The sequence below is a fragment of the Gluconobacter sp. Dm-74 genome (assembly GCF_018256135.1).
Lineage (GTDB): Bacteria > Pseudomonadota > Alphaproteobacteria > Acetobacterales > Acetobacteraceae > Gluconobacter > Gluconobacter cadivus.
Genome location: NZ_JAERLX010000007.1, coordinates 74,107 through 96,711 on the forward strand (window position 1 = coordinate 74,107; position 22,605 = coordinate 96,711).

Genomic DNA, 22,605 nt, shown 5'->3' on the forward strand with positions numbered 1-22,605 from the left:
AACTGATGCTGTCCTTAAAGATTTATTGAGAATTATTCTCAATACAGATTCCGCAAAAATGCGAAGGATTCTCATTCTCTCTTTAGGAAAGTGACCGAAATGACACACAATGTCATACAGAAAAAGCCCTTCCCCGAAAACGGAGAAGGGCCGCGGTCCATCGAGGTTCAGGTGATTGAGAAGAAGACTCAGTTGGCCAAAATGGCGCGGGCCTGCGCGGCATCAGCGGCAATCTGGGCTTTGAGTTCGTCCAGACCGGAGAACCGCTTTTCCTCACGCAGTAGCGTAATCAGGGCAACGCTGAGGGTCTGGCCGTATAGGTCTTCGTTGAAATCGAAGAGATGGACTTCGAGGCGGCTTTCCCGACCGTCATTGATCGTGGGACGACGGCCGATATTGGCGACACCGGGGATCACCCGGCCATCAGGTAAGGTAACGCGGGCGGCATAGACGCCGCGCGCGGGTTCGAGATGCTGGGTCAGGGGGATATTGGCGGTCGGGAAGCCGAGAAGACGCCCGCGCTGGTCACCGTGCATGACGGGACCGGTGATGCTCCACGGACGACCGAGTTCCTCGGCGGCGCGCTCGGGATAGCCTTCCTGCAACAGGCGACGGATGCGGCTGGAGGAGATCGGGCCGCCCTCATCGACAAGCTGCGGCACGATGGTCAGGCCGATTCCGTGTGGCACGAGAAGCGCCTCAAGACGGTCGATATTGCCGTGTCGGCGATGGCCGAAGGCGAAATCCGCGCCACAGGCGACATGCGCCACCCTCAGGCCGCTCACGAGAACATCATTCACGAACTGCTCGGCGCTCAGACGGGAGAATTCCGCATCGAATGGGATCTGAAAGACATGTTCAACGCCCTGCCCGCCGAGGGCTGCGGCGCGGACATCCGGCAGCATCAGGCGGAACGGCGGGTCCTGCGGGCGGAATAGCGTGCGGGGATGCGGGTCGAACGTGACGACGGAGAGTGGATGATCGGGCCGAGCCATCCGCAATGTGTCGAGAAGGTGGACATGGCCGCGATGCACGCCATCGAAATTGCCAAGCGCTGCCACCGTATTACGGGCGGAGGCAGGGATATTGCGCCAGTCCGTATGCAGGATCATGCGACGGGCAAGCTGAACTGACTGGCGACCGAAGTCAGATCGGGGGCCTGCGCGACACCCGGATGTGGGACGGTGCCGTCCTGTTCCCGAACGAGTTGGCAGACGCTCATGCCCGCCGTCCGGGCAGCGTCCAGCTCTGCGCCGATATCGGACAGGAACAGAATTTCGTCTGCAGGTAGGCCGACGGCGGTCGTGATCTTTTCGTAGGAAGCTGCGTCTTTTTTCCCGCCGGTTGAAAGATCGAAGAAGTCTTCGAACAGAGGCGTCAGATCGCCCTGTGCCGTATGACCGTAGAGCAGTTTCTGGGATGGGATGGAGCCGGAGGAATAGACGGCCAGACGCAGGCCGCCTTTCGACCATGCCTTCAGAGCGGGCGGGACGTCCGGGTACAGATCGGCCTGAAGAGTGCCGTCCTCGAAACCCTGACGCCAGGTCAGGCCCTGAAGCGTCTTGAGAGGGGCTGCCTTCACATCCGCCTTCATCCAGTCCTGACAGACTTTCAGCGGGTCCTGTCCCGGATACTCCATAACGATATCTGCCCGCGCCGCCACGACCGTCGGGTTCGTGTGATCCTGCAACAAGGCCGGAAGGGCTTTCGCGGCATAGGGGAACATGACGTCCCGCACGAAAGAGATCGGCAGGGTTGTGCCCTCGATATCAAGCAGGACGAGACGGATCATGGGAGACTTTCAGGGAACTTTAGCGGGGAAGCGGTTGGCGATGTCATCGCCGGTATATTGCGCGATCCAGCCGGTCGTGTCGGTGAAGACGCGCAGGGCCACCACGTCCGGCTTCGGCCCGGCGTCGAACCAGTGCGGGATGCCTGCGGGAACGGAGATCAGGTCCCCTTGGGTGCATAAAACGGAATAGACGCGCCCACGGATATGCAGGACGAACGCGCCCTGCCCGTGCACGAAGAAACGGACTTCGTCTTCGCTGTGGGTGTGTTCGGACAGAAACTTTTTCCGGAGTTCCGGGAGGTTCGGCGTGGACGCGTTGATCCGCACCACATCCGCGCTGCCTGCGCCCGTCTCGCCCATCAGCGTGTCGAGATAGGGGCGGTAGGCCTCCAGAACCTCTTCCGCCGGGGCGTCCGGCGCCGGTGTTACGGGAGCCGACCAGCGGTCAAAGCGGATATTGTGGGGACGCAGGGTCTCCGCAATCTCGCCGGGCGTGATGACGTCCAGCAGGATCGTGTCGGGGGCATCGTCGCGATAGACGGTCAGGCGACTCATGGTCAGACCTTTTTCTGCAAACGGGCGAGTTCGCAGGCCAGCAGGAACTCAAGCCCCTCAAGGCGGGCCAAGGCCGTGAACATATCCTTGCCCCAGACATAGACGCCGTGGCCACGGATCAGATAGCCAAGGCGCATGTCCCCGAGCTTTGGTGCGACGACCGTGGCCAGCCGGGCGATATCCTGATCGTTGTGGAACAGGGGCAGTTCAAGGCTTGTGTCGTGGGTCGTCTGGCCCTCGAAAACCTTGAGGACTTCATAGCCTGCCAGTGTGATCGCGTCGGACGGTTCATCCATGGAGAGGATGGTCGCGGCGACGGAATGGCCATGCAGAACGGCGCCGATCGCGGGATCATGGGCGTAAAGCTGCGTGTGCAACAGCGTTTCCGCGCTGGCGCGATTGGCTGGATCGACCGGCACGCCGTCCGGCGTGATCTCAATGACGTCGCTGTCCGTCAGGAAGCCTTTGTGGCCACCGGAGCGCGTAATGGCGATCCGGCCATCCGGCAGACGGCATGACAGATTGCCCGCTGTGGCCGGAACCCAGCCGCGCTGGTCCATCCGCTGGCCTGCCTGCACGATCTGGCGGCTGGCATTGCCCCAGCTTTCATCAACCTTGAGGTTCTGCATCAGACCTGATTGCGGTGCGTATCGCTGGTGGTCGTCTGGCTGTAGCCGGGGTTCTGGTTCGGCGGCGAAATATGACCCGGAGCCTGCTGAGCGTCCGTCGCGGTCATGGATTCATCGTCGGCCATGTTCTTCTTGAAGGACTTGATGCCCTTCGCAAAGTCTCCCATCAGGCCGCTGATCTTGCCGCCGCCGCCAAACACGACGAGCAGGACAACCGCCAGAATCAGCCAGTGAACGGGGCTCATGCTACCCATAGTGTGTTACTCCGAAAAGCGAGGGGATCCACCCGAGGCCTCATCATGTGGCAAGGCTTGGACGATTGTGCAAGCATTCCTCTCAGGAAGCATCGTCACTGTCATGCGATGATATGAAGCCATAGGTCGGGTAAGCGCGCTTTCCCAGACCATGAACCGGCGCCCACCAGACCCGCACCAGCGTCCAGTCATTGCGGGCCGACACATCCGTCACGGGTACGGCGTGGTCGATGCGGCCGGGCTCCCAGTTGGCATGATCGACGAGGATCGTGCGGTCTGAAACCTGTCGGCGCACGATGGAGACATGGCCGCTGGGAACCCGGGACGTGGCGCGGAAAACCAGCACTTCTCCGGGACGGGGCGTATGGGTGTGGGCATAGCGTCCACTGGACTGCCCCCACCATGAAGCCGCACTTCCGCTCAGTTTCAGGCCGGTGCGTTCACGGGCATAGGGCGCGCATTGCAGCGGGCCGTTGAAGCTGGCACGGCTGTATTCGTAGCGGTTGCCACAGGCCGCGAGCATCACGAGAAGACCGAGCGGCAGAAAGCGGGATGTCATGCTCACAGACTCCGAAAGGCGATGATGCGGTCTTCCGCCTCTTCGGGGTCCATGTCGAGCACGCTCTGCGCGACATCGCGGGAGAAGCCGTTCCGGGCAAAGATTCCAAGGGTCTTGAGAGAATCGTCGTCTTCGCGGTCGGGTCGCTGGAACGGGCCGAGACGACGCTTGCGGGCCAGAACGAGGGCGGCGGCGAGTTCGGCTTCCCGTGCACTGCTGTCCGAGCGTTCGCCCAGCGAGTCGTTGAGGGCGTCGCGGACAGTCTCCTGATCGACGCCTTTGTTGGCGAGATGCGCTTCCACTGCGCGCCGGGAGCGGCCGGTGCGGGTCAGGCTGGTGGCACGGCTGCGGGCAAACCCAGCATCGTCCACGGCGCCCAGATCGGTCATGGACGCGACGATTCCATCGATGGCAGGGCGCAGGGCGGCGATGGCGGATTCGATGTCTTCGTTGGGCAGACCGGCGTGCGACGCACGTACGCCCCAGCGGCGCAGACGGCGATCCAGCACCTGACGCAGACCCTGTTCGGTCGTGGCGAAGCGGGCGAGATGTGCCAGCGCGGCCTCACGCAGGGACGCGGCATCCGGAACGGGGGGCGGGGCGGGATTGTCCTCCATGATGGGACAATTATGCCGGGTGAAAGGCATTTACGGCAAGACGGTCTGGAGCCATCATTCCCTCCATGAGCGATTCACTTTTTGCCCGTCTTGAAGCGGCCGTCTCCGCCCTCCCTGCCCGCTTTCCCGGCCCCGGCGGGGCTGTAGCCGTTCTGAAGGACGGCGAGGTTCTGATCCGGCATGGCTGGGGCTATGCGAATGTAGAGCGCCGCATTCCGTTCACGCCGTCCACGCTGTTTCGCATGTGCTCCATCACCAAGCAGTTCACCTGTGGGACGCTGCTGGATCTGTATGACGATCCGTCCGAGCTGGACGCGGATGTGGATGCGCGCCTGCCACAACTCGACGAGCCTTCGCCGGGAATGCTGCATCTGGCGCATAACCAGTCGGGGCTTAGGGATTACTGGGCCGTGGCGATGCTGCATGGCGCGCCCATCGAAGGCGACTTCGGAGACCGCGAGGCCCGGCGCGTTATTGAGGGAACGCGGACGCTCCAGTTTCAGCCCGGCACGTCCTATTCCTATGTGAACCAGAATTTCAGGCTGATGTCCGACATTCTTCAGGACCGGACGGAGCGCAGTTTCGCCGAGTTGCTCCAGACATCCATTTTCAATCCGGTGGGCATGGAACGCGCCATTCTGGCCGCCGATACGCGTGCCATGCCGGATGGGACAGTCGGCTATGAAGGAACCGTGGAGAGCGGCTTCCGTCCGGCGGTCAACAATGTCATCTGGACGGGGGATGCCGGGCTTGGGGCATCTCTGGACGACATGATCGCTTGGGAGCGGTTCATTGATGCCACACGCGACGCGCCGGACAGTCTGTACCGGCGTCTGACCGCACCGGTGACGTTCAGTGACGGTCAGGCCGCGCCTTATGGATTCGGCTTGCAACGCAGCACGATGTTCGGGCGGGACGTCACGATGCATGGTGGCGCTCTGCGGGGCTGGCGCTCCCATCGGCTGCATGTGGCATCTGAGCGCCTGTCAGTCGTGGTGATGTTCAACCACATGAGCGCGGCACAGGTTGCGGCGGCGCAGATTCTGGCAGCGGCTCTGGGTGTTCCATACGAGCCGGACCGCAGCACGCAGCCTCCGACCGCGCTGTATGGGACCTATCTGGAGCGGGAGACGGGGCTATCGGCCCGAATCGAACCCGCACCCGGTGGAGCAAAGCTACGTTATCTAATGGTACCGGAGGTTCTGGAAGGGATTTCGGCAACGCGTGCCGAAGCTGGATCGGCCGTCGTAAAAGCGCAGGAGACTGCGGAGGGACCGGAAGTCGTGGTGGAGCGTCCGGGAGAAAACCGGACGAGCATCCTTACCAGCTGCGACGAGACGCCCGGCGAGGATATTGCTGAACTGGCGGGCGTCTATCGCTGCGAGGAACTGGACGAGGCCGAAGTCACCATCACACTGGCAGGCGGCGTGGTTTATGGCGGTTTTTCGGGAATTCTGGGCGATGGACGGATGGAAATGCTTCAACGTCTGGCAAAGGATGTGTGGGTTCTGCCCTGCCCGCGCGCGCTGGATCATACGGCTCCCGGAGACTGGACATTGGCGTTTGAACGGCAGGGCGGGAGCGTGACGGCGGTACGGGTCGGGTGCTGGCTGGCGCGGGATCTGCTGTATCAGCGGGTCTGATTTGCCGGGTTAACCGCGACATTCCAGCACGCCGGGGTTTGACGGAACCCCGTTCTGCCCTTCACTATGCGCTGGCGGAATTTGAAGCCCTGCTCCGGGCAACCGGAGCAGGGTTTTGCGATTCCGCATGAACCGTTTCGTTTTCAACCAGATATTCAGAGATCCATCATGATCCCCGCGCTGATGCCGAACTACAAACGTGCCGACCTCGCTTTCGAGCAGGGCGAAGGCGTCTGGCTGACGGCGACGAACGGGCGACGATATCTGGATTTCGGGGCCGGAATTGCCGTGACCTCGCTGGGACATGCCCATCCGAAACTGGTTAAAACCATTGCGGAACAGGCCGCGAAGGTCATGCATGTCTCGAACCTGTATCGGGTTCCGCAGGCGGAGGCGCTGGCAGAACTGCTGGTGCAGAACACGTTCGCGGATTCCGTGCTGTTCTGCAATTCGGGCGCCGAGGCCAATGAAGGCATGGTCAAGATGATCCGCCGCGCCCAGTTCGAGAACGGGCACCCGGAACGGACCAGCATCCTGTGCTTTGACGGGGCGTTCCACGGCCGGACGCTCGCCATGATCTCCGCGACGGGCAATCCCGCCTATCAGAAGGGCTTTGGCCCGGTGGTGGAAGGGTTCGACCATGCGCCGTTCAACAACACCAACACGCTGCGTGAGGCCATTACGCCGCACACGGCGGGCATAATTGTCGAGCCTGTTCAGGGCGAAAGCGGTATCAAGCCTGCGACCCGCGAGTTCATGGAAGGGCTGCGCGCCGTCTGTGACGAATACGGGCTGTATCTGGGTTTTGATGAAGTCCAAACCGGTGTTGGACGCACGGGCAAGCTGTTCGCGCATGAATGGTATGGCATCCGTCCGGACGTGATTTCGATGGCCAAGGGCATTGGCGGCGGCTTCCCGCTTGGCGCCGTGCTTGCGACGGAAGAACTGGCGCGACACCTGACACCGGGTTCCCACGGGACGACCTTTGGCGGCAATCCGCTGGCCTGTGCGGCCGGGGTGACCGTTCTGGAAGAAATCCTGAGCCCCGGCTTTCTGGAGCATGTCCGCACGGTCGGAGACGCATTCGGCAAGATGCTGGAAGACGTTGTCAGCCGCTCGGAAGGCGTTTTCGACAATGTCCGCGGTCTTGGACTGATGCGCGGCCTGCACTGTGTGCCGCCTGTGGGCGACGTCATGCAGGCCGTTCTGGCTCAGGGCCTTCTGACCGTAGGCGCTGGAGACAATGTGCTGCGTCTCGTCCCGCCGCTGATCGTCACGGAAGCTGAATGTCGTGAGGCCTGCGAGCGGCTGGTGAAAGCCGCTTTATCACTGAAAGCCTCTGCCACGCAGGAGAAAGCATCGTGAGCGCGACAACAGCCCCCCGGCACTTTCTGGATCTGCGCGATTTCAGCCCCGAAATCATCCGGCAGATCATCGACCTTTCCGCGAAGGTCAAGGCCATGCAGAACGGGCGCCGTCAGCCCCTGCATCCGGATCGCCCGCTGGAAGGCCGTACTCTCGGCCTGATCCTCGCCCAGCCTTCGACGCGCACCCGCGTGTCGTTCGAGGTCGGGATGGGGCAGCTTGGCGGGTCCGTTTCGGTGCTTTCGCCGGGCGACATGCAGCTTGGCCGGGGCGAGACGGTGGCCGACACCGCCCGCGTTCTGTCGCGTTTTCTGGACGTGATCGTGCTGCGGACCGGGAATGACGCCAATCTGCGCGAACTCGCGAAGTGGAGTTCGGTTCCGGTCATCAACGGCCTGACGCCCGTCTCCCATCCGATCCAGATTCTGGCGGATGTTCTGACGTTCGAGGAACATCGCGGGCCGATCCGCGGCAAAACGCTGGCCTGGATCGGGGACGGCAACAATGTCGCGACATCCCTGATGGAAGGCGCGGCCCTGCTGGGCTTCAATGTCCGTCTGGCAACGCCGGAGGGGTTCGCGCCCAACCCTGACGCCGTAACGTGGGCGCGCGCCCATGGTGCGACGATCGAGGTCTTCCGCGACCCTGCGGAAGCCGTCGCGGGCGCGGATGCCGTGCTGACGGATACTTGGGTCAGCATGGGCGACAAGGACCGTGAAACCCGCCTCAAGGTGTTCCAGCCCTATCAGGTCGATACGGCGCTGATGGCAAAAGCTGCACCCGATGCCCTGTTCCTGCACTGCCTGCCTGCCCATATCGGGGAAGAAGTGACGCCGGAGGTCTTTGAAGGCCCGGCGTCCGTTGTCTTCGATGAGGCGGAAAACCGCCTGCACACGCAGAAGGGCCTGCTGCTTTGGGCTCTTGGGAAAGAAAACGGTTGATGGATACACCCCCCTTCCTCGACACGAACCGGCCTGACGTTCCGAACATGGTCGTCTCGGGCGGTGTTACGCCCTTCTATCTGGAACGCTCCCCGGTGCGGGGACGTCTGGTGCGACTTGGGCCTCTGGCGGATGCCATTCTGTCGCGGCATGACAATCCCGATGCTGTTTCGCAGCTTGGGGGAGAAGCGTTGGCCCTCGTGGCGGCCATGGTGTCAGCCCTGAAGTTCAAGGGGGCCTTTTCCCTCCAGATCAAGGGCGACGGTCCGGTTTCGATGCTCGTGGCGGATGCGACAGACAGCGGGGATCTGCGGTTCTTCGCACGTCTGCGCGAGGATGCGGACCGGGATACCCTCCCTGAGACGGCCAAGGGCCTTTTGGGGGACGGCTATATGGCATTCACCATCGATCAGGGGCCGGATATGGACCGGCATCAGGGCATTGTAGACCTGACCGGCACGACGCTGGCGGACATGGCCGTGAACTACTTCCAGACCAGCGAACAGCATGACTGCTGGATCCGGCTGTTCTGTGCGAAATCGGCGGATGGATGGAAGGCCGGGGCGCTTGTTCTGGAGCGGATCGCGGCAGAAGGCGGGATCGAGGCGTCCGAACAGGATGAGGACGCTTGGGAAACCGCCTGTACGCTGGCTGGAACAGTGACGGAGCAGGAAATCCTTGACCCGGACCTGTCCAACGAGCGCCTAATCCAGAGGCTTTTCGGCACGCTGGACGTCCGTGTTGGGACGCCACGCGCGCTGGCTTATGGCTGCCGATGCAACCGGGCGAGGCTGGCCTCCGTTCTGGAGACATTCCCCGAGGACGACCTCGACCATATGGTCGAAAATGGCGCCATCACGATGAACTGTGAATTCTGCAATGTCGGTTTCCGCTTTACGCGCGGGGAACTGGGAGAACGGACTGCATGACGCTGCCCCTGCTTGATGGCGTGAAGCTCGATGGCTTTCCGGTCGAGCAGCTTTATCCCGGCTGGAGCCCTGCCAGTCGAAATGTTGTGGCGGATGATTTCAGCGTTGTGGTTTTTAAGGAAGACGCGACCGGCAAGCAGGCCTGCTGGTGGCTTGAAGGGGATGACTACTGCGCAAGTCATGTTCTGACGCTCGATGAGGCCGCCCGGAAGCGTCTTCTGGTGGCGATGGACAGAGTGTTCTGGCCGCTGGCGACTGGAGTTTTAGGTGCTCCCCTGCCCCCGCAGGCCAGTCCGTCCTGCGAAACTTTGCCTGAAATCGCCGTCAATGAACTCTCCGGCTCATGGATTGGAGGGTTTGCGCCCCATACGCTGCTGCTGCCGTCTGGTCATGCCGATAGCGGCGAAGCCCTGTCCTGTCCGAACGGGCGGCAGATTACTGAAAACCGGCTCACAGCCCTGCTGGCAGCCCAGCGCGGGCAGGGTCAGGGTCCGCTGATCGTCTCGTCGCCCTTCACGGCGCTGCCGCTGCTGGCCCAGATCACCTTTCAGGTGCAGTCGCTCAGTGTGAGCCGCTTTCAGGACGCCGATACAGTATTTTACCTGATCTGGAATGAGGCATTTCCGGCGCTGCGTCCGTCTTTTTACTATCCCGATGCTCCGATGCTGATCAGTGATGATCCAGCAGCCGCAATGATTCCGGGGCTGATTCTGGGCTGGTATGCCCGTCATCCCGAACATGTGTTCCTGATCCAGGACGCACGCCCGTTCAGAGCGGAAGATTTTGGGGTCGGGCAGGCTTCCGGTTTTCGTTCAACGCCCCCGGAAGAAACGCCGCCTCCTTCGCCTTCCAAAGAGGCGCCGTCTTATACGCTGTCCCAGCCGCCAGCGCCCCCTTCCCACCTTCCAGCCTCTGGACAGAGGCTGAAAAGCCGGATCAAGTCCCTTTTCAGTCGTCGGTAAAGCCTTCAGGAGACAGGAATATGCGCATACGTTACTGGACCGGTCTGGGAACCCTGATGCTGTCTCTGGGTCTGACGGCCTGCTCGGACGGAACTACGGACGAGACATTTCCCCCGACCGATTACAGCTATCTTCCCCAGATCCATCTGAATGTGGCTTCGATCGACGTTCAGGACGAAGCACCTGCTGCACCGGATTCCCTGTCGGCCAAAGCACCCATCGCGCCGGATCAGGCTCTCAAAAACATGGCCGGACAGCGTCTAGTCGCCAGCGGGACTTCGGGCAAGGCAGACTTCATCATAAAGCAGGCCTATCTGAACCGTGCGGGCGACAATGCGGTGGAAGGCGCCATGGATGTGCAATTGAATGTCGCGGATGCCAACAACCAGCATACCGGATTCGTTCATGCCCGCATCACGCGCAAGCTGGACGCCGGAGACCGCGATCCGACATCCCGCAAGGAACTCTATACCCTTACCAACCAGATGATGCAGGATATGAATGTGGAGCTGGAATTTCAGATCCGCAAGAAGCTCCTGTCCTGGATGACAGATGCTGCGGGAACGCCAATCGTCAATGGCGGCGTAGAGCAGCAGACACTGGGCGTTCCGGGAGCTAAGCCGGTCACAGCACCCACACTGAGCACACCGGATACGGCACCTCCTACGTCTGCAAAAACCGTAACGCCCGTTGTTGCGGCCCCCAGTGCTCCGGATGCTATTTTCCCGACGGGTGCAGAGACCGACACCACAACCACGCCCGCCACCGTCCAGCGCTCACCTCAGCCCGGAACCCTGCAACTTCCTTCAACGGGCAGTTCCGCAACCCACTGAATTTCAGTTCGGGTTAAGGCCTCTCGGCAGGTTGTGATGAGCGGTCGTCTGGCGGGCTTCATCTGTCTTCGTTAGAAAACAGGCTTTGTGAATTACCCATTTCCATATTTTCTATCCCTTTGGTTCTATCCCCGAAGAAAGCTGTGCGCCCATGGAACCGACATTAAACAATCCACTGCGCCGCAGTGTCATGAAAGGCCTTCTGGGAACCACGTCATTCTGGGTGGCGTCAGGAAATGCCCACTGGGCCGAAGCTCTGGCGGCTGAAGCGGCCCAGCCCTATCAACCGGCTTTTTTCAATGCTGCGGAATACCAGTTTCTCGAATCCGCCTGCGAACGCCTGTTTCCCGCTGACCATAACGGCCCGGGCGCAAGGGCGCTCGGTGTTGCGGAATTCCTGGACCGGCAGATGCAGACCCCATACGCTCTAGGGAAGAACTGGTACATGTCCGGGCCGTTCGAACAGGGTCCAGCCAATCTGGGCTACCAACTGCCGTTCGTCCCCAAAGACCTGTATCGCAAGGGAATTGCAGGCGTGGAGCACTACGCCCGTCAGCAATACGGGAAAGGATTTGCGGCTCTGTCCGCTTTGCAGCAGGACGAAATCCTGACAGCCCTAGAAGGCGGTTCGGTACAGCTTGGCGACCTTCCGGGACGAGTCTTTTTTGAACAGCTTCGGACCAACACACTAGAAGGAGCTTTTGCCGATCCGCTTTACGGCGGCAACCGAGGCCTTGGCGGCTGGGTCATGCTTGGCTTTCCCGGCGCACGGGCAGACTTCATGGACTGGGTGAATCAGGAAGGTGCGTCCTATCCCATTGGTCCGGTCTCTATTTCCGGAGAGACGGCCTGATGGTCAAACATGTCGATGCGATCATTGTAGGCGCCGGCTGGGCCGGCTCAATTATGGCCAAGGAACTGACTGAAGCCGGTCTGTCGGTCGTCATGCTTGAGCGGGGGGCGGAAAGAACGACGCCCGTTGAAGGAGCCTATCCGGAATCCATTGATGAACTGCGCGGAGCCATCCGCAAACGGCTTTTCCAAAACCTCTCCCAGTCGACCCTGACGATCCGCAATACCATGGATCAGACAGCCCTGCCGTACCGACAGCTCGCAGCATTTTTGCCCGGCGAAGGCGTCGGCGGTGCGGGGCTGCACTGGTCTGGCGTCCATTTCCGCGTTGCCCCAGAAGACCTTAGGCTCCGCAGCGCCATAATCGAACGGTATGGCGAGAAATTCATTCCCGAAGGCATGAACCTTCAGGATTATGGGATCAGCTACGACGAGCTTGAACCTTTTTTCGACAAAGCAGAAAAGGTTTTCGGGACATCAGGAGAAGCCTACAAAGTTCAGGGAAAAATTGTTGGAGACGGGAATGTTTTTTCCCCGGATCGTTCCGATAATTTTCCTCTTCCAGCCATGAAGGATACTTTTTCGGCATCAGTTTTCCGGGATGCCGCAAAAAATGCCGGGTACCATCCCTATTCGCTTCCCGCGGCCAATGCGTCGCGGCAGTATACCAACACTTACGGCTGCCAGATGGGGCCGTGCAATTTCTGCGGTTATTGCAGCGGGTATGACTGCTACCTGTATTCAAAAGCCTCACCCAACGTGAACATTCTGCCTGTCCTGCGGCAGGATCCAAGATTTTCCCTGATTCCAAATGCCCATGTTCTACGCGTCGATCTCGACAGCACGAAAACAAAAGCGACCGGCGTCACATATCTGGACACGAAAACCCGGAAAGAAACCTCGCTCGCGGCGGATCTGGTTATTCTGGGGGCGTTCCAGTTCCACAACGTTCATTTGATGCTCATGTCCGGGATCGGAAAACCCTACGATCCCGTCAGCAACACCGGAACAGTCGGACGCAATTTCGTCTACCAGACGATCACGTCCTCACGCGTCTGGCTGTCGCCTTCGACCTATACCAACCAGTTCGTAGGGGCGGGTGGCGCCGGGGTAGCCATTGACGATTTCAACAGCATGAATTTCGATCACGGACCGCTCGGCTTTGTGGGGGGATCGCCTGTCTGGGTCAATCAGGCGGGTGTAAAGCCGATTGCCGCCGCACTCGGCGCCGGAGGGGGAGGAACGCCGCGATGGGGCTCCGCCTACAAGGACTCCCTCGTCAATACTTACAAGCATTCGCTCGGTATCGACGCCCATGGCAGCAACATGGCGTATCGGGATGTTTATCTGGATCTCGACCCAACGTGGAAGGATGCTTACGGGCAGCCGCTGCTCCGCATGACCTTCACATGGAAGGATAACGACATCCGTATGAACCAGTATGTCGTGAGCAAAATCGAACCCATCGCCCGCGCCATGGGCGCGACGAAAATGAATCTGGTTCATCTCAATGCGGGTCAACCCTTCGACACACGCACCTATCAGACCACCCATCTGGGCGGGGGCGCTATTATGGGAGAAAATCCCCAGACTAGCGCGATCAACCGCTACCTTCAGAGCTGGGATGTGTCCAACGTCTTTGTCATCGGGTCGAATGCGTTTCCGCAGGGTATGGGATATAATCCGACGGGAATGGTGGCTGCGCTCGCATACTGGGCCGCGCATCATATCCGTGCAACCTATCTCAAATCCCCTGGCCCGCTGGTGAAAGCATGAAGGGAACCCTCTTTGTAGTCCTCATTCTCGGAGCCGGACTTACGGGATCTGCGGTCGCGCAGGATGCTGACACAGCTACTCTGGAAAAAGGACGCTATCTGGCAGCTGCCTCCGACTGCGCGGCCTGCCATTCCGTTTACGGGAAACCGGAATATTCTGGAGGAGTATCATTTTCTCTTCCTATGGGGAAAATCTACTCCACCAATATCACCCCCGACCCCGAACACGGGATTGGACGCTATACGGAAGCACAGTTCAGCCGAGCAGTGCGGGAAGGCATTCGCCGGGATGGCTCAACCCTTTATCCCGCCATGCCATTTCCCTCATATGCCCGGATGACAGACAGCGATATTCACGCATTGTTTGTCTATTTCAGGAAAGGCGTTCCAGCGGCTTCCGTTGCAACGCCGGACAACGAGATTAAGTGGCCGCTGTCCATGCGGTGGCCACTGACGTTCTGGCGCTGGATTTTTGCGCCCACGCCTCATAACGCCATCACCCGCACCGCCGGAGAATTTACCGATCCCCAACTGACACGAGGCGCTTATCTCGTGGAAGGGCCCGCCCATTGCGGGGCCTGTCATTCTCCACGCGCCATCACCATGCAGGAAAAATCCCTGACGGCCGATGGCGGCCGTCTTTATCTGTCTGGCGGGGCCGTAGTGGATGGCTGGACGCCTCCTTCCCTTCGTCAGGAAAACCGGACCGGACTGGGCCGCTGGCGCGAAGAGGATATCGTGGCGTTCCTCAAGACGGGTCGCGCCGAGACCGGAAGCGTCTTCGGCTCCATGACGTCTGCCGTTCTGCATGGCACACAGAAACTGACGGATGAGGATTTGCGGGCGATCGCGCATTACCTCAAAAGCCTTCAAGCGGCCGACCAGTCCCAGACACCCTGGACATACGATCCCACCATTACGGACCAGCTTCACAAAGCGGATCTCTCATCGCGGGGCGCGCGCGTCTATATTGATCGCTGCGCCGCCTGCCATCGTACGGATGGCAAGGGATATCCTGCCGTCTTTCCGCCACTGGCGGGCAATCCCGTCGTGATGCAGACCGACCCGGTGTCACTCGTTCATATCGTTCAGGCTGGCGCGACCCTTCCTGCCATGACCGCCGCGCCTTCCTCCTTCACGATGCCTGCGTTCAACCATAAACTGAACGACCAGCAGATTGCCGATGTCGTGACGTTCATCCGCCATGCGTGGGGCAACAACGCCTCCCCTGTTTCGGCAGAAGACGTCAAACAGTTCAGCAAAAGCATGCCACCCTCCGATATGGCGGATGACACACCTGCACTGAACTGAGCCTGTCAGGGTAGGAAACGGTACAGGACACAGCCCTGATATCCTGTGCCCCCACTGGACGATGCGCCGTCGGTCGTCGCTGAATAGGAGCCACCACCGCCCGCACCATATCGCGTGGCGTTCCGGCCGCCCTGATTGCCGCAACGCCCTGCACCACCCCACGGGCCATCGCCTCCATAGCCTGAGAACGTGTAGGCGTTGCACTGTCCATCACCACCGGACGTTCCGCTCTGGTTCCAAACGGTGCCGCCCGATGCGTTTCCGCCAACTCCACCTGCAGACCCCGTCGTGGAATAGAACGTGCCACCCTGTCCGCCTTCGGCCTGCAGGAGTGTCTGCCCGAGATAGCTGACGAGAGACGTACCCCCCGTCTGTTCGGACCCGCCGCCATTCCCGACCGTAATCGCCAGTCCGCTGCCCTGCGTCGGACTGACGGTATAAATGCCCCAGGCATCCCCGCCACCGCCGCCGCCGGCACCAGAAAACGAACTGGCAGTCGTCGTGGCCTGCGAGGCCGCGCCGCCTCCACCGGCACCGATAACACGCAACTCCACTCTGGAGGCCCAGGCCGGGATGGAAACCGAACCATTTCCGGTCACGAGTGTCATGGGTTCGGTCGACGCTTTCAGCAGAGCCTGCGTCGCCAGCTCAGGAATGGTCGGCCAGAACACCTGTCCTGGTTGAGCCGTTACTCCCGCTAAAGTAGACGCCCCCTGCGGCACCGTAATCGTATAAAGCGCCACAACACACCCACCTGTCGGAGCGACAGGTGGATTGGTCGCCGCGACAAAGGTCATAGTGCCCGTCCGACGCACAGGAAGCGCGCTGCCATTGTTCTGAATACCAGCCTGTGTCTGGGAGGGATTGCTGGCATTGAAGAACGGAAGCACCGTCGGATCAGCATCCTGCTCGGAGCAGAGAGCGTAAATCGTGTATGTATTGCCCGATCCGGGCAGAGTAATAGTCTGCGAGGCCGTGCTGATATACTGGCATGTGAGAGCGGTCGTGTCCGCTGCCAGACCACCACCATTGCCACCAATGGCGGAAGCATCCATAACGCCGGGAGCAACAATCGACCCTGCCTCAATCGTCAGGTTCAGGCTGTTATAAGCCGTCGAACATCCCAGTCCCGAGGCCGCCATGACATTCGGTCCGTAAAGCATGGACGCCAAATTACCGAATGCCGACTTGGTATAACGCCCTGCCCGCAGCAGATCCGTATCGAGCGGTATTGATCCCGCATAAACGATGGCCCGATCCATTAATTTTTCACCTTGATCCAGCCGGTAACGCCCATGGCTGCCGTCTGATCGACAACACGGCAGACTGTCGCCAGATCTGCGGCTTTTCCCAACTGTGTTTCCACAAAAAACTGACCACCTTGAAGGCTGCCGTAACGCAGGGCCTGCGCACCATAACCGTACCCCCCGCCCATGGCAGGAACCGATTCACAGGCAAGCGCATGACAGTCGGACGCATTGAGGGTTTCGATAATCACCGGCTGCACACCCGTCACCGCAACAAGCGCATTCGTTACAGCTTGACGGGTGTTGCGTTCGGCAAACAGTGCAGCACGGATGCGTTTGCGATACACGACATCCGGCTCGGATGCCTGACGAACCAGTCCCCCATCCCCGAAATAATCTTCGGCAGCCATATCCAGAAAAGCGCCGCTCATTGTTGCAAGACGCATCTGCAAGGAACATTCCTGCATTAATTGCCAGATTCCGGCCAAAACCGCACCAAAACCACGCAGAATTGCGGCCAGTACCGGTGCGGATTCTGCTTCCAGCCCTTGAGGAGCAGGCGGAAACCACCCCGTCGGCAAAAGACGCCGGAACCGCCCTGCAAAATCCTCTATAGAGCCAGGCGCAGGCCCCGTATCCAGCAGAACGCTACCATCAGAAGCTCGGAGGATGTCTTTGCCTTCATCGTAAAGAACCGCCATCCCCTCACCCTCCGACCTGGTCTGGAGCCATCAGCGGAATACGATAATCTGCGCCATTGATGTTGATGTGCAGAAAACCACCACTGGCAACAGTCGGCATCGTCCCACCCGTTCCCGTCACCGGAGACGTAATCTGCAACTCTCCGCCGTTCGCGGGAAAAAGACCCAGATTTCCCGATCCACCCGTCCCTTCCTGCACATACAGACCCGCCGCCTGTGCTCCGGCCCCAGCCTGAACCTGAAGCGCATTGGTCGGGCTGGGCATGCTGGCGACCGAGAACAGTGTCTCACCTTCGATATTGCCGAACAGAATCCCGTTATCCGTAAATTCCTGACGCATGCCGTTGGTGCGTTCCGTCACGGTAGAACGAACAAATGCACCAACATTGGATCCGGCAACACCAGAAACAGTTTCCGGCGTATGCCACTCCACAGCCTGATTGCGCGCAAGAGAAACAGCCGAGGCATATCCGGAATCCTTGCCATCCGTCCCGGTCAGGGACTGGGCACCAAAGACAATACCAGTCTGCCATGAATTCGGATTGGAAACGAACACCATGCCAGCTGCGGCATCAGAAGTCCCCGATGTCTGACCACCACCCGCGCCAAGCTGGATCCCATAGACGCCACCGCCAACATTCGGCGCATAAGGCGTGGACTGCCCCACCGCAAGGCCACCAAAATTGACAGCCTCAAGCTCCATTCCGAAAGTTGGCTGATAATTCACTCCTGCCAGACGCCATGCTTCGCCATAATAGGCGTAAGCGGTTGTCGTTGTCGGACTGGACGTATCATCGGAAATTCCCCAGGACGCCACTCCGATGGAACTCGGCTGAAAACCCAGCAACGCCTTACCGGTCACGGCATCGGATGTGCGCGACCCCGCAACAAACGCACTGTTGCCAAACTGTGCAAGCGACGCACATTGAGCATCCTGCAATGCCCAGGGACCGATGGATGTTGCCCCCATGGTTTCCGAAAGCCAGTCATCCTGCGATGAACTTGCCCTGTCACTCAAAGTAGGATTATCGGCTGCAACACCCACCAGAAGCCGGTCCGCAAACCGTTTTATCTGGGCGCCCTTATCCGAGTAGAACTGACCACTTGCCGCAACACTGACGGGTGCCTCGATAATCTGGGAGACCGTCGCCGTAACGGTTCGTGTACCGCTGGAATCTGCCAGTACAACAACTTCTTCTCCCGTCAGGGAGTTGAGTTTGGGATATGTATTAAATACAGCCATAAAAAGTCCTCATCCGTCCCAAAAATTCAGAATTCACCCCCTCAACCCTGAGTGACATTGATCTGAATATTCCCAACCATGAGTGCCTGATTGCCATTTGCAGGAATATCGATTTGCCCGCCATTCAGTCGGACATTCAGAACAGACGTCACGGTAACGCCCGCACCGGCATAAGCCAGATAGGACAGGCGGCTGTACGGATAACCATCACCCACTGTCGTGGACGCAATATCCTTGGACACGGCCGACTGGATCGCGCTCACGGCCTGCTGAACCGGAACAGACGAAGGCACAATGACATCCATGGATACATTCAGCGTTAGATCCTGAGGCGCCTGCACAGCAAAACCGACCCCAAGAGCCCGCACAGAATCAATGGCATCATAGACATTCGATAAAAGCTGGTCCGACGGAACACCGCTTCCATCATTCACTACAGCCGTAAAATACCCGCTGCGCGCATTCCCCCCCGTATCCAGACCATCCCGCAGCGAATAACTCAAATCCGTCTGGACATTGGCAATGGCATTACCCACCGCAGCCCTGCTGGCCGAGGCTTTTGCGGCCAGCCAGAGCGGAAAGCGTGCCCTTAACTGGCTATCTGTTTCTTGATCGGAACCATTAAGGAAGGGTGCACCATTCGTCACCGTATCCAGCCCCGCTACGGCCGTTCCCATCAGACAGATCGCACCAACCGAAACATTTCCGGTCGCTCCCACCTCCTGACACGCGACAGGAACCGACAACGTCGCAACGCCCGCTGCCCGCACATATCCTCCCGCAGAGGCAGACCATGTCGGCAAAGTCTGATCCTGCGTCACCGCAAAGGAGATCCCCCCGACTGTCCGCACAATCACTCCTGGAGGAACAACTGCCGACTGCTCGCTGGCCAGAAAAGAAGTAAACGTCACAACACCTGTCGCTGCCGTGCCGGGCAATCGACTCATGCCAAAATCATAGACAAAACTGTCACAGTCTGATCCCGTTGACGTCGACAGTCGGGTCCGTAACAGTGATTGCAACACTAAATACTGCAACCACAAACCAACACCGCCAACACTTTCCATCAGGGCCCGAACGGGAGAACCGATGGAAACGTCCAGCAACTGCGAACAGGATGCCTGCGCCGTTGTCACCGCAGTGGAAACGGTCGTGGAAAAGGAACGTAAAGAGAGAGACATCGCATCCTCTTGGAGCGGTTCAATACTGTGCCGCTCTCATTATTTCAGTAGGAAAAAGACAGGCTCTGCTGCTGGCCGGACCCGGCATCCACATAGGAGACATCACATCTACAAATGCCCAGCCCCTCATCCGTCACGGTGACAGTCACGGCCTCTGAAGAGTCCACATTGGCATCTTCCTGAACCTGCGCCCGGATGACGGATTCCATGGCTTCCGGAGCAATAACCTGCCCCACCATCAGCGGAAGCCCCACTCCATAATCGGGCTGCCAGACATAATTTCCTGCAACCGTCAGCAGACGCCTTAGCAATCCCTGCCTCGTAAGCTCCGAGCCCGAAACTGTCTGAAGCCCTCCAACGGACAGAACCAGATCATTTCCGAAAATATGCGAAAGAGCGATCATCCAAGCGGCCCTCCCGTTTCTGGCTTCCTGCCAGATGAATATGTTCATTCAGAGAATGCTGGTCAGTGCGAATATCCCCTCCGGAAAGAGTCAGTCCGACAGATGTCAGCGTCATATCCGTTCCACCAACAGAAAGACTTATCGCCCCGTTCTTAATAAGGAGAGACGCATTTCCCGCACCCGCCGCCACACCATCCGGACCAATATGCAACCACCCCGCACCGGAAGACGATGCCCCAACACTTCCGGAAGCAGACAACGGCGGAAGACCGCACCCGCCTTTGACAAGAAATTCGCCAGGTTGTGCAACCTTACCGGTCAGCGGAGACACAGGCGCCATGACCACCGTGTCATACACACTACCCGTCACGACCAGATGCTCTCCATCTCCCTCGACCGGTTGCAACACAACATGCGTTCCCGGAGAAGACGGACGTGCAATCCGAAGATCCCCCGCATGCACACCGCACGCATCCGGGATCCAGCCTGTTTCTATGTTTTCAGGCTGAATGCGAACTTTGACGGCATGATTGACCGGATCAACGGCAGACACGATCCCAAACATGGTATGCGCCGTCCGACCTTGCAGAGCGGCCGCATCAAAACGGGCGTCATTCATGCCTCACCTCCCCGATCTCTTAGAACGACATGCTGCACAAATCCCTGCTCCACGGAAAAGCGTGAGAGAACCTGATCGATCCCCAGGGTTTTCTCACCATTTCCCACCGCCACGGTCATGAAATTCCGTGGCGAAACTCCGATAATTCCAGGAATTTTAATTCGGACAGATAATGCATGAGCAGCAATGCGAGCGTGTTTTCCTCGCGCCAGCCTCTGCAAGTCTTCCAGCCGACGCCCGGGAACACGGAATGTATGGATGGTAGAATTTCCCGAAGGCGCGTCCTGAGAAAAAGAAACACCATCGTAATAGACGTGAGTCGTACTTCTCTGCCGAGAATCCCACGACGCCATATGAACGACCACACCCGCCAGCAACTGCAAATCGCGCGCAATTCCAGTCTCAAGAACCGCCTGACGCATATCCGTCACCTGCGCACCAGCCTCCGAAGCAGACCCCAGTGGTTGACAGACCAAAGAGGTTCCGTCGGCATAAAGATCACAGAACGCATCCCTTGCGACCGTAAACGCCAGATCCGCCGCAGTCTGAAAACGGTGCTGCCCCATAAGAGCACCCCGTTTATGCTCGATCTGCCAAAACTGACCCGCCATCAGCGCCGCCTGATCCGAAGGCAACGTAATCCGTGCCTCAAGCCCCGCCGCCTGCGCCATAATTTCCAGAAGTTCCTGCTGGGTATGGTTGAGCCACGCATCCTGAACACGCAGATCCATCAACGCTGCCAGCGCATCACGACATTCCATTTCTAGAATGGCATGCTCAGCCACATAATCGATGTGATCAAGACGCCCCTGAAACAGCGTCGTCCAGGCCGCCGCAATATTCTGGGTATCCCGCATCTGAAGTGTCACCCACTTCCGCGCAGGCTGCTCCGCCTCAAACCATGGCGTCGCCGCTCCCTGCTTTCTGACAGCCAGACGAAGCGTAGCAATATCGCACGCCTCATACCGGCTGGCGTCGATTTCAAACTGCACAAGCGCCAGAACAGGATCGACCTGCCCGTCAAAAAGAACCTGAACCTCCAGGTTTCTGACACTCATTCCAATGCTCCATCAGGCAGACCGGACACCAGATCAGACTCAACTGACGGAACCTTCAGAACAACAGTTTCAGAAATCCTGCCCAAATCCGGGTCAACCATCCCGTTAACCTGCGCAATTCTCCACCATTGGGACGCATCTCCGAGTTCACGCGCCGCCACATGAAACAGGGAAATATCCGCAGCACTGACAATAATATCCTGCATCATTCCCTCATGCGAAAACCGACGGCAAAGCCGTCTCCTGCCCCTGAGCCACCGCAATATTCGCCGCAGACCGGTTCACCAGCCCCCCCGCATCAGCCGCCGCACTCAGAAGTGCCGCATTCTGACCTAGAGTATTCAGCGAAGCACTGTTGACCGGCTGGATGGCTTCAACATTCTGTCCCGCCCCGGCAATAATGGACTGCAAACCACTTCCCGCATTTTGCAATCCTCCCGCAACAGATGCCAGTGCGGAGGGAATGGTTGCGAGATTCATCCCGCTCTGCGCCACGCCATTGACCGTCCCCAGTGCATCCGTAACTTTCGAAGCAAAACCACCTGCACCAACCAAACTGGCCAGCGGCATCACCTGCCCCACAACCGACGAAACCTGCCCGACCGCAGTAAAGACCCCTTCGGAAATGTCCGAAACTGTCCCAGAAAAACTGTCGAGAGCACTCCCGACGTCATCTCCCAGCAAGCCGGACAGGGTCGACAGACTCTGAACGGACGTTGTTTCCTGAGGCCTCTCAAGCACCAGCTTATAGGAACAGACCGCCCCCTTCGCCTGATAGACGTAAGTAAACTGCGCAATCCACACCTGCACAGAAAGACCTGCCGCCGAGAACGCAACCTGCTGTCCCGCCATGCGCATGCGCTCAACCGCCTGAGCGCGCATCTGCGCGTCTGGACCGAGAAAACGCCCCCGCAGTTCCAGCCGTCCCGGATCATTGCCCAGCGCGTCCACAACCCGCCCACCACCTGGCAAACGATGCACAACCAGCATCTGACGACCGCCAACCTGAAGCGTGTCCGGAACCTCAATTCCCGTCAGAACCAGACTTCCCAGTATGACAGGCGACGACGCCCCCAAACGCCCCACAGCGCCAATGGCATTTTCTATGTCAGAAAGGCCAATACCCATCAGAGAA

General features: G+C 59.4%; 25 protein-coding genes. 9 read left to right on the top strand and 16 right to left on the bottom strand.

The genetic code is table 11. The features are described from left to right. Positions 1 to 188: 188 nt before the first annotated feature. The 7 genes from JK208_RS11035 to JK208_RS11065 form a co-directional block, all read right to left on the bottom strand. Complete coding sequence (locus tag JK208_RS11035) at positions 189 to 1,112, bottom strand: bifunctional riboflavin kinase/FAD synthetase (protein ID WP_211576216.1); 924 nt, start codon at positions 1,110 to 1,112, stop codon at positions 189 to 191. Beyond that, positions 1,109 to 1,792, bottom strand: coding sequence for an acireductone synthase (gene mtnC, locus JK208_RS11040; RefSeq protein ID WP_211576219.1), 684 nt, complete (start codon positions 1,790 to 1,792; stop codon positions 1,109 to 1,111). Before mtnC ends, JK208_RS11035 begins: the two co-directional genes overlap by 4 nt. A 9-nt stretch (positions 1,793 to 1,801) precedes the next feature. Next, complete coding sequence (locus JK208_RS11045; RefSeq protein WP_211576220.1) at positions 1,802 to 2,347, bottom strand: acireductone dioxygenase; 546 nt, start codon at positions 2,345 to 2,347, stop codon at positions 1,802 to 1,804. A gap of 2 nt (positions 2,348 to 2,349) precedes the next feature. Next, the gene (locus JK208_RS11050; RefSeq protein WP_211576222.1) at positions 2,350 to 2,976 is read right to left on the bottom strand and encodes a methylthioribulose 1-phosphate dehydratase; all 627 of its coding nucleotides are present in this window, start codon (positions 2,974 to 2,976) and stop codon (positions 2,350 to 2,352) included. Beyond that, positions 2,976 to 3,230 (bottom strand): twin-arginine translocase TatA/TatE family subunit, encoded by a 255-nt coding sequence (locus JK208_RS11055; RefSeq protein ID WP_211576223.1) that lies wholly within the window; start codon positions 3,228 to 3,230, stop codon positions 2,976 to 2,978. The genes JK208_RS11050 and JK208_RS11055 overlap by 1 nt, the downstream gene beginning before the upstream one ends. An 82-nt stretch (positions 3,231 to 3,312) precedes the next feature. Continuing rightward, positions 3,313 to 3,789, bottom strand: coding sequence for a CHAP domain-containing protein (locus JK208_RS11060; protein WP_153430703.1), 477 nt, complete (start codon positions 3,787 to 3,789; stop codon positions 3,313 to 3,315). Positions 3,790 to 3,791: 2 nt separating this feature from the next. Further along, positions 3,792 to 4,406: a regulatory protein RecX gene (locus JK208_RS11065; protein WP_211576225.1), complete on the bottom strand. Its 615-nt coding sequence runs from the start codon at positions 4,404 to 4,406 to the stop codon at positions 3,792 to 3,794. A 65-nt stretch (positions 4,407 to 4,471) separates the two neighbouring features. Here JK208_RS11065 and JK208_RS11070 point away from each other — a divergent pair, with 65 nt between their 5' ends. From JK208_RS11070 to JK208_RS11110, 9 genes are all read left to right on the top strand, one after another. After that, positions 4,472 to 6,049 carry a D-aminopeptidase gene (locus tag JK208_RS11070; protein WP_211576227.1) on the top strand — a complete coding sequence of 526 codons (1,578 nt, stop codon included), beginning with the start codon at positions 4,472 to 4,474 and terminating at the stop codon, positions 6,047 to 6,049. A 168-nt stretch (positions 6,050 to 6,217) separates the two neighbouring features. Next, positions 6,218 to 7,414 (top strand): aspartate aminotransferase family protein, encoded by a 1,197-nt coding sequence (locus JK208_RS11075; protein ID WP_211576229.1) that lies wholly within the window; start codon positions 6,218 to 6,220, stop codon positions 7,412 to 7,414. Continuing rightward, positions 7,411 to 8,355 (top strand): ornithine carbamoyltransferase, encoded by a 945-nt coding sequence (gene argF, locus JK208_RS11080; RefSeq protein WP_349291984.1) that lies wholly within the window; start codon positions 7,411 to 7,413, stop codon positions 8,353 to 8,355. Before JK208_RS11075 ends, argF begins: the two co-directional genes overlap by 4 nt. Continuing rightward, positions 8,355 to 9,284 carry an Hsp33 family molecular chaperone HslO gene (locus JK208_RS11085; RefSeq protein WP_211576231.1) on the top strand — a complete coding sequence of 310 codons (930 nt, stop codon included), beginning with the start codon at positions 8,355 to 8,357 and terminating at the stop codon, positions 9,282 to 9,284. Before argF ends, JK208_RS11085 begins: the two co-directional genes overlap by 1 nt. Beyond that, a complete protein-coding gene (locus JK208_RS11090; protein ID WP_211576232.1) occupies positions 9,281 to 10,246 on the top strand; it encodes a hypothetical protein in 966 nt (321 codons plus the stop codon). The genes JK208_RS11085 and JK208_RS11090 overlap by 4 nt, the downstream gene beginning before the upstream one ends. 20 nt (positions 10,247 to 10,266) lie before the next feature. After that, on the top strand, positions 10,267 to 11,079 hold the full coding sequence (locus tag JK208_RS11095; RefSeq protein WP_211576233.1) for a hypothetical protein: 813 nt from the start codon (positions 10,267 to 10,269) through the stop codon (positions 11,077 to 11,079). Positions 11,080 to 11,230: 151 nt separating this feature from the next. After that, positions 11,231 to 11,932, top strand: a complete 702-nt coding sequence (locus tag JK208_RS11100) for a gluconate 2-dehydrogenase subunit 3 family protein (protein ID WP_211576234.1) — start codon at positions 11,231 to 11,233, stop codon at positions 11,930 to 11,932. Continuing rightward, positions 11,932 to 13,707 (top strand): GMC family oxidoreductase, encoded by a 1,776-nt coding sequence (locus JK208_RS11105; RefSeq protein ID WP_408872110.1) that lies wholly within the window; start codon positions 11,932 to 11,934, stop codon positions 13,705 to 13,707. Before JK208_RS11100 ends, JK208_RS11105 begins: the two co-directional genes overlap by 1 nt. Further along, positions 13,704 to 15,017, top strand: a complete 1,314-nt coding sequence (locus JK208_RS11110; protein WP_211576235.1) for a cytochrome c — start codon at positions 13,704 to 13,706, stop codon at positions 15,015 to 15,017. Before JK208_RS11105 ends, JK208_RS11110 begins: the two co-directional genes overlap by 4 nt. A gap of 5 nt (positions 15,018 to 15,022) precedes the next feature. On the opposite strand, the gene JK208_RS11115 is transcribed toward JK208_RS11110, so the two are convergent. From JK208_RS11115 to JK208_RS11155, 9 genes are read right to left on the bottom strand one after another with little or no spacing between them, the layout of a single operon-like run. After that, a complete protein-coding gene (locus JK208_RS11115; protein ID WP_211576237.1) occupies positions 15,023 to 16,279 on the bottom strand; it encodes a hypothetical protein in 1,257 nt (418 codons plus the stop codon). Then, entirely contained in the window at positions 16,279 to 16,965 is a 687-nt protein-coding gene (locus tag JK208_RS11120) for a hypothetical protein (RefSeq protein WP_194268682.1), read from the bottom strand. The genes JK208_RS11115 and JK208_RS11120 overlap by 1 nt, the downstream gene beginning before the upstream one ends. A 4-nt stretch (positions 16,966 to 16,969) precedes the next feature. Further along, on the bottom strand, positions 16,970 to 18,208 hold the full coding sequence (locus JK208_RS11125; protein WP_211576238.1) for a hypothetical protein: 1,239 nt from the start codon (positions 18,206 to 18,208) through the stop codon (positions 16,970 to 16,972). 41 nt (positions 18,209 to 18,249) lie between these two features. Further along, positions 18,250 to 19,389 carry a baseplate J/gp47 family protein gene (locus JK208_RS11130; protein WP_211576241.1) on the bottom strand — a complete coding sequence of 380 codons (1,140 nt, stop codon included), beginning with the start codon at positions 19,387 to 19,389 and terminating at the stop codon, positions 18,250 to 18,252. A gap of 44 nt (positions 19,390 to 19,433) precedes the next feature. Next, entirely contained in the window at positions 19,434 to 19,793 is a 360-nt protein-coding gene (locus JK208_RS11135; protein WP_211576243.1) for a phage tail protein, read from the bottom strand. After that, positions 19,762 to 20,412: a baseplate assembly protein gene (locus JK208_RS11140; RefSeq protein WP_211576244.1), complete on the bottom strand. Its 651-nt coding sequence runs from the start codon at positions 20,410 to 20,412 to the stop codon at positions 19,762 to 19,764. Before JK208_RS11140 ends, JK208_RS11135 begins: the two co-directional genes overlap by 32 nt. Then, positions 20,409 to 21,470, bottom strand: a complete 1,062-nt coding sequence (locus JK208_RS11145) for a hypothetical protein (protein ID WP_211576245.1) — start codon at positions 21,468 to 21,470, stop codon at positions 20,409 to 20,411. The genes JK208_RS11140 and JK208_RS11145 overlap by 4 nt, the downstream gene beginning before the upstream one ends. Next, positions 21,467 to 21,679 (bottom strand): hypothetical protein, encoded by a 213-nt coding sequence (locus JK208_RS11150; protein ID WP_211576246.1) that lies wholly within the window; start codon positions 21,677 to 21,679, stop codon positions 21,467 to 21,469. The genes JK208_RS11145 and JK208_RS11150 overlap by 4 nt, the downstream gene beginning before the upstream one ends. A gap of 4 nt (positions 21,680 to 21,683) precedes the next feature. After that, positions 21,684 to 22,598, bottom strand: a complete 915-nt coding sequence (locus JK208_RS11155) for a hypothetical protein (RefSeq protein ID WP_211576247.1) — start codon at positions 22,596 to 22,598, stop codon at positions 21,684 to 21,686. Positions 22,599 to 22,605 lie beyond the last annotated feature (7 nt).

Coding starts and splice junctions, on each gene's coding strand:
- JK208_RS11035 (WP_211576216.1), bottom strand. CDS start 1,112: ATGATCCTGCATACGGACTGGCGCAATATCCCTGCCTCCGCCCGTAAT.
- mtnC (WP_211576219.1), bottom strand. CDS start 1,792: ATGATCCGTCTCGTCCTGCTTGATATCGAGGGCACAACCCTGCCGATC.
- JK208_RS11045 (WP_211576220.1), bottom strand. CDS start 2,347: ATGAGTCGCCTGACCGTCTATCGCGACGATGCCCCCGACACGATCCTG.
- JK208_RS11050 (WP_211576222.1), bottom strand. CDS start 2,976: ATGCAGAACCTCAAGGTTGATGAAAGCTGGGGCAATGCCAGCCGCCAG.
- JK208_RS11055 (WP_211576223.1), bottom strand. CDS start 3,230: ATGGGTAGCATGAGCCCCGTTCACTGGCTGATTCTGGCGGTTGTCCTG.
- JK208_RS11060 (WP_153430703.1), bottom strand. CDS start 3,789: ATGACATCCCGCTTTCTGCCGCTCGGTCTTCTCGTGATGCTCGCGGCC.
- JK208_RS11065 (WP_211576225.1), bottom strand. CDS start 4,406: ATGGAGGACAATCCCGCCCCGCCCCCCGTTCCGGATGCCGCGTCCCTG.
- JK208_RS11070 (WP_211576227.1), top strand. CDS start 4,472: ATGAGCGATTCACTTTTTGCCCGTCTTGAAGCGGCCGTCTCCGCCCTC.
- JK208_RS11075 (WP_211576229.1), top strand. CDS start 6,218: ATGATCCCCGCGCTGATGCCGAACTACAAACGTGCCGACCTCGCTTTC.
- JK208_RS11085 (WP_211576231.1), top strand. CDS start 8,355: ATGGATACACCCCCCTTCCTCGACACGAACCGGCCTGACGTTCCGAAC.
- JK208_RS11090 (WP_211576232.1), top strand. CDS start 9,281: ATGACGCTGCCCCTGCTTGATGGCGTGAAGCTCGATGGCTTTCCGGTC.
- JK208_RS11095 (WP_211576233.1), top strand. CDS start 10,267: ATGCGCATACGTTACTGGACCGGTCTGGGAACCCTGATGCTGTCTCTG.
- JK208_RS11100 (WP_211576234.1), top strand. CDS start 11,231: ATGGAACCGACATTAAACAATCCACTGCGCCGCAGTGTCATGAAAGGC.
- JK208_RS11105 (WP_408872110.1), top strand. CDS start 11,932: ATGGTCAAACATGTCGATGCGATCATTGTAGGCGCCGGCTGGGCCGGC.
- JK208_RS11110 (WP_211576235.1), top strand. CDS start 13,704: ATGAAGGGAACCCTCTTTGTAGTCCTCATTCTCGGAGCCGGACTTACG.
- JK208_RS11115 (WP_211576237.1), bottom strand. CDS start 16,279: ATGGATCGGGCCATCGTTTATGCGGGATCAATACCGCTCGATACGGAT.
- JK208_RS11120 (WP_194268682.1), bottom strand. CDS start 16,965: ATGGCGGTTCTTTACGATGAAGGCAAAGACATCCTCCGAGCTTCTGAT.
- JK208_RS11125 (WP_211576238.1), bottom strand. CDS start 18,208: ATGGCTGTATTTAATACATATCCCAAACTCAACTCCCTGACGGGAGAA.
- JK208_RS11130 (WP_211576241.1), bottom strand. CDS start 19,389: ATGTCTCTCTCTTTACGTTCCTTTTCCACGACCGTTTCCACTGCGGTG.
- JK208_RS11135 (WP_211576243.1), bottom strand. CDS start 19,793: ATGATCGCTCTTTCGCATATTTTCGGAAATGATCTGGTTCTGTCCGTT.
- JK208_RS11140 (WP_211576244.1), bottom strand. CDS start 20,412: ATGAATGACGCCCGTTTTGATGCGGCCGCTCTGCAAGGTCGGACGGCG.
- JK208_RS11145 (WP_211576245.1), bottom strand. CDS start 21,470: ATGAGTGTCAGAAACCTGGAGGTTCAGGTTCTTTTTGACGGGCAGGTC.
- JK208_RS11150 (WP_211576246.1), bottom strand. CDS start 21,679: ATGATGCAGGATATTATTGTCAGTGCTGCGGATATTTCCCTGTTTCAT.
- JK208_RS11155 (WP_211576247.1), bottom strand. CDS start 22,598: ATGGGTATTGGCCTTTCTGACATAGAAAATGCCATTGGCGCTGTGGGG.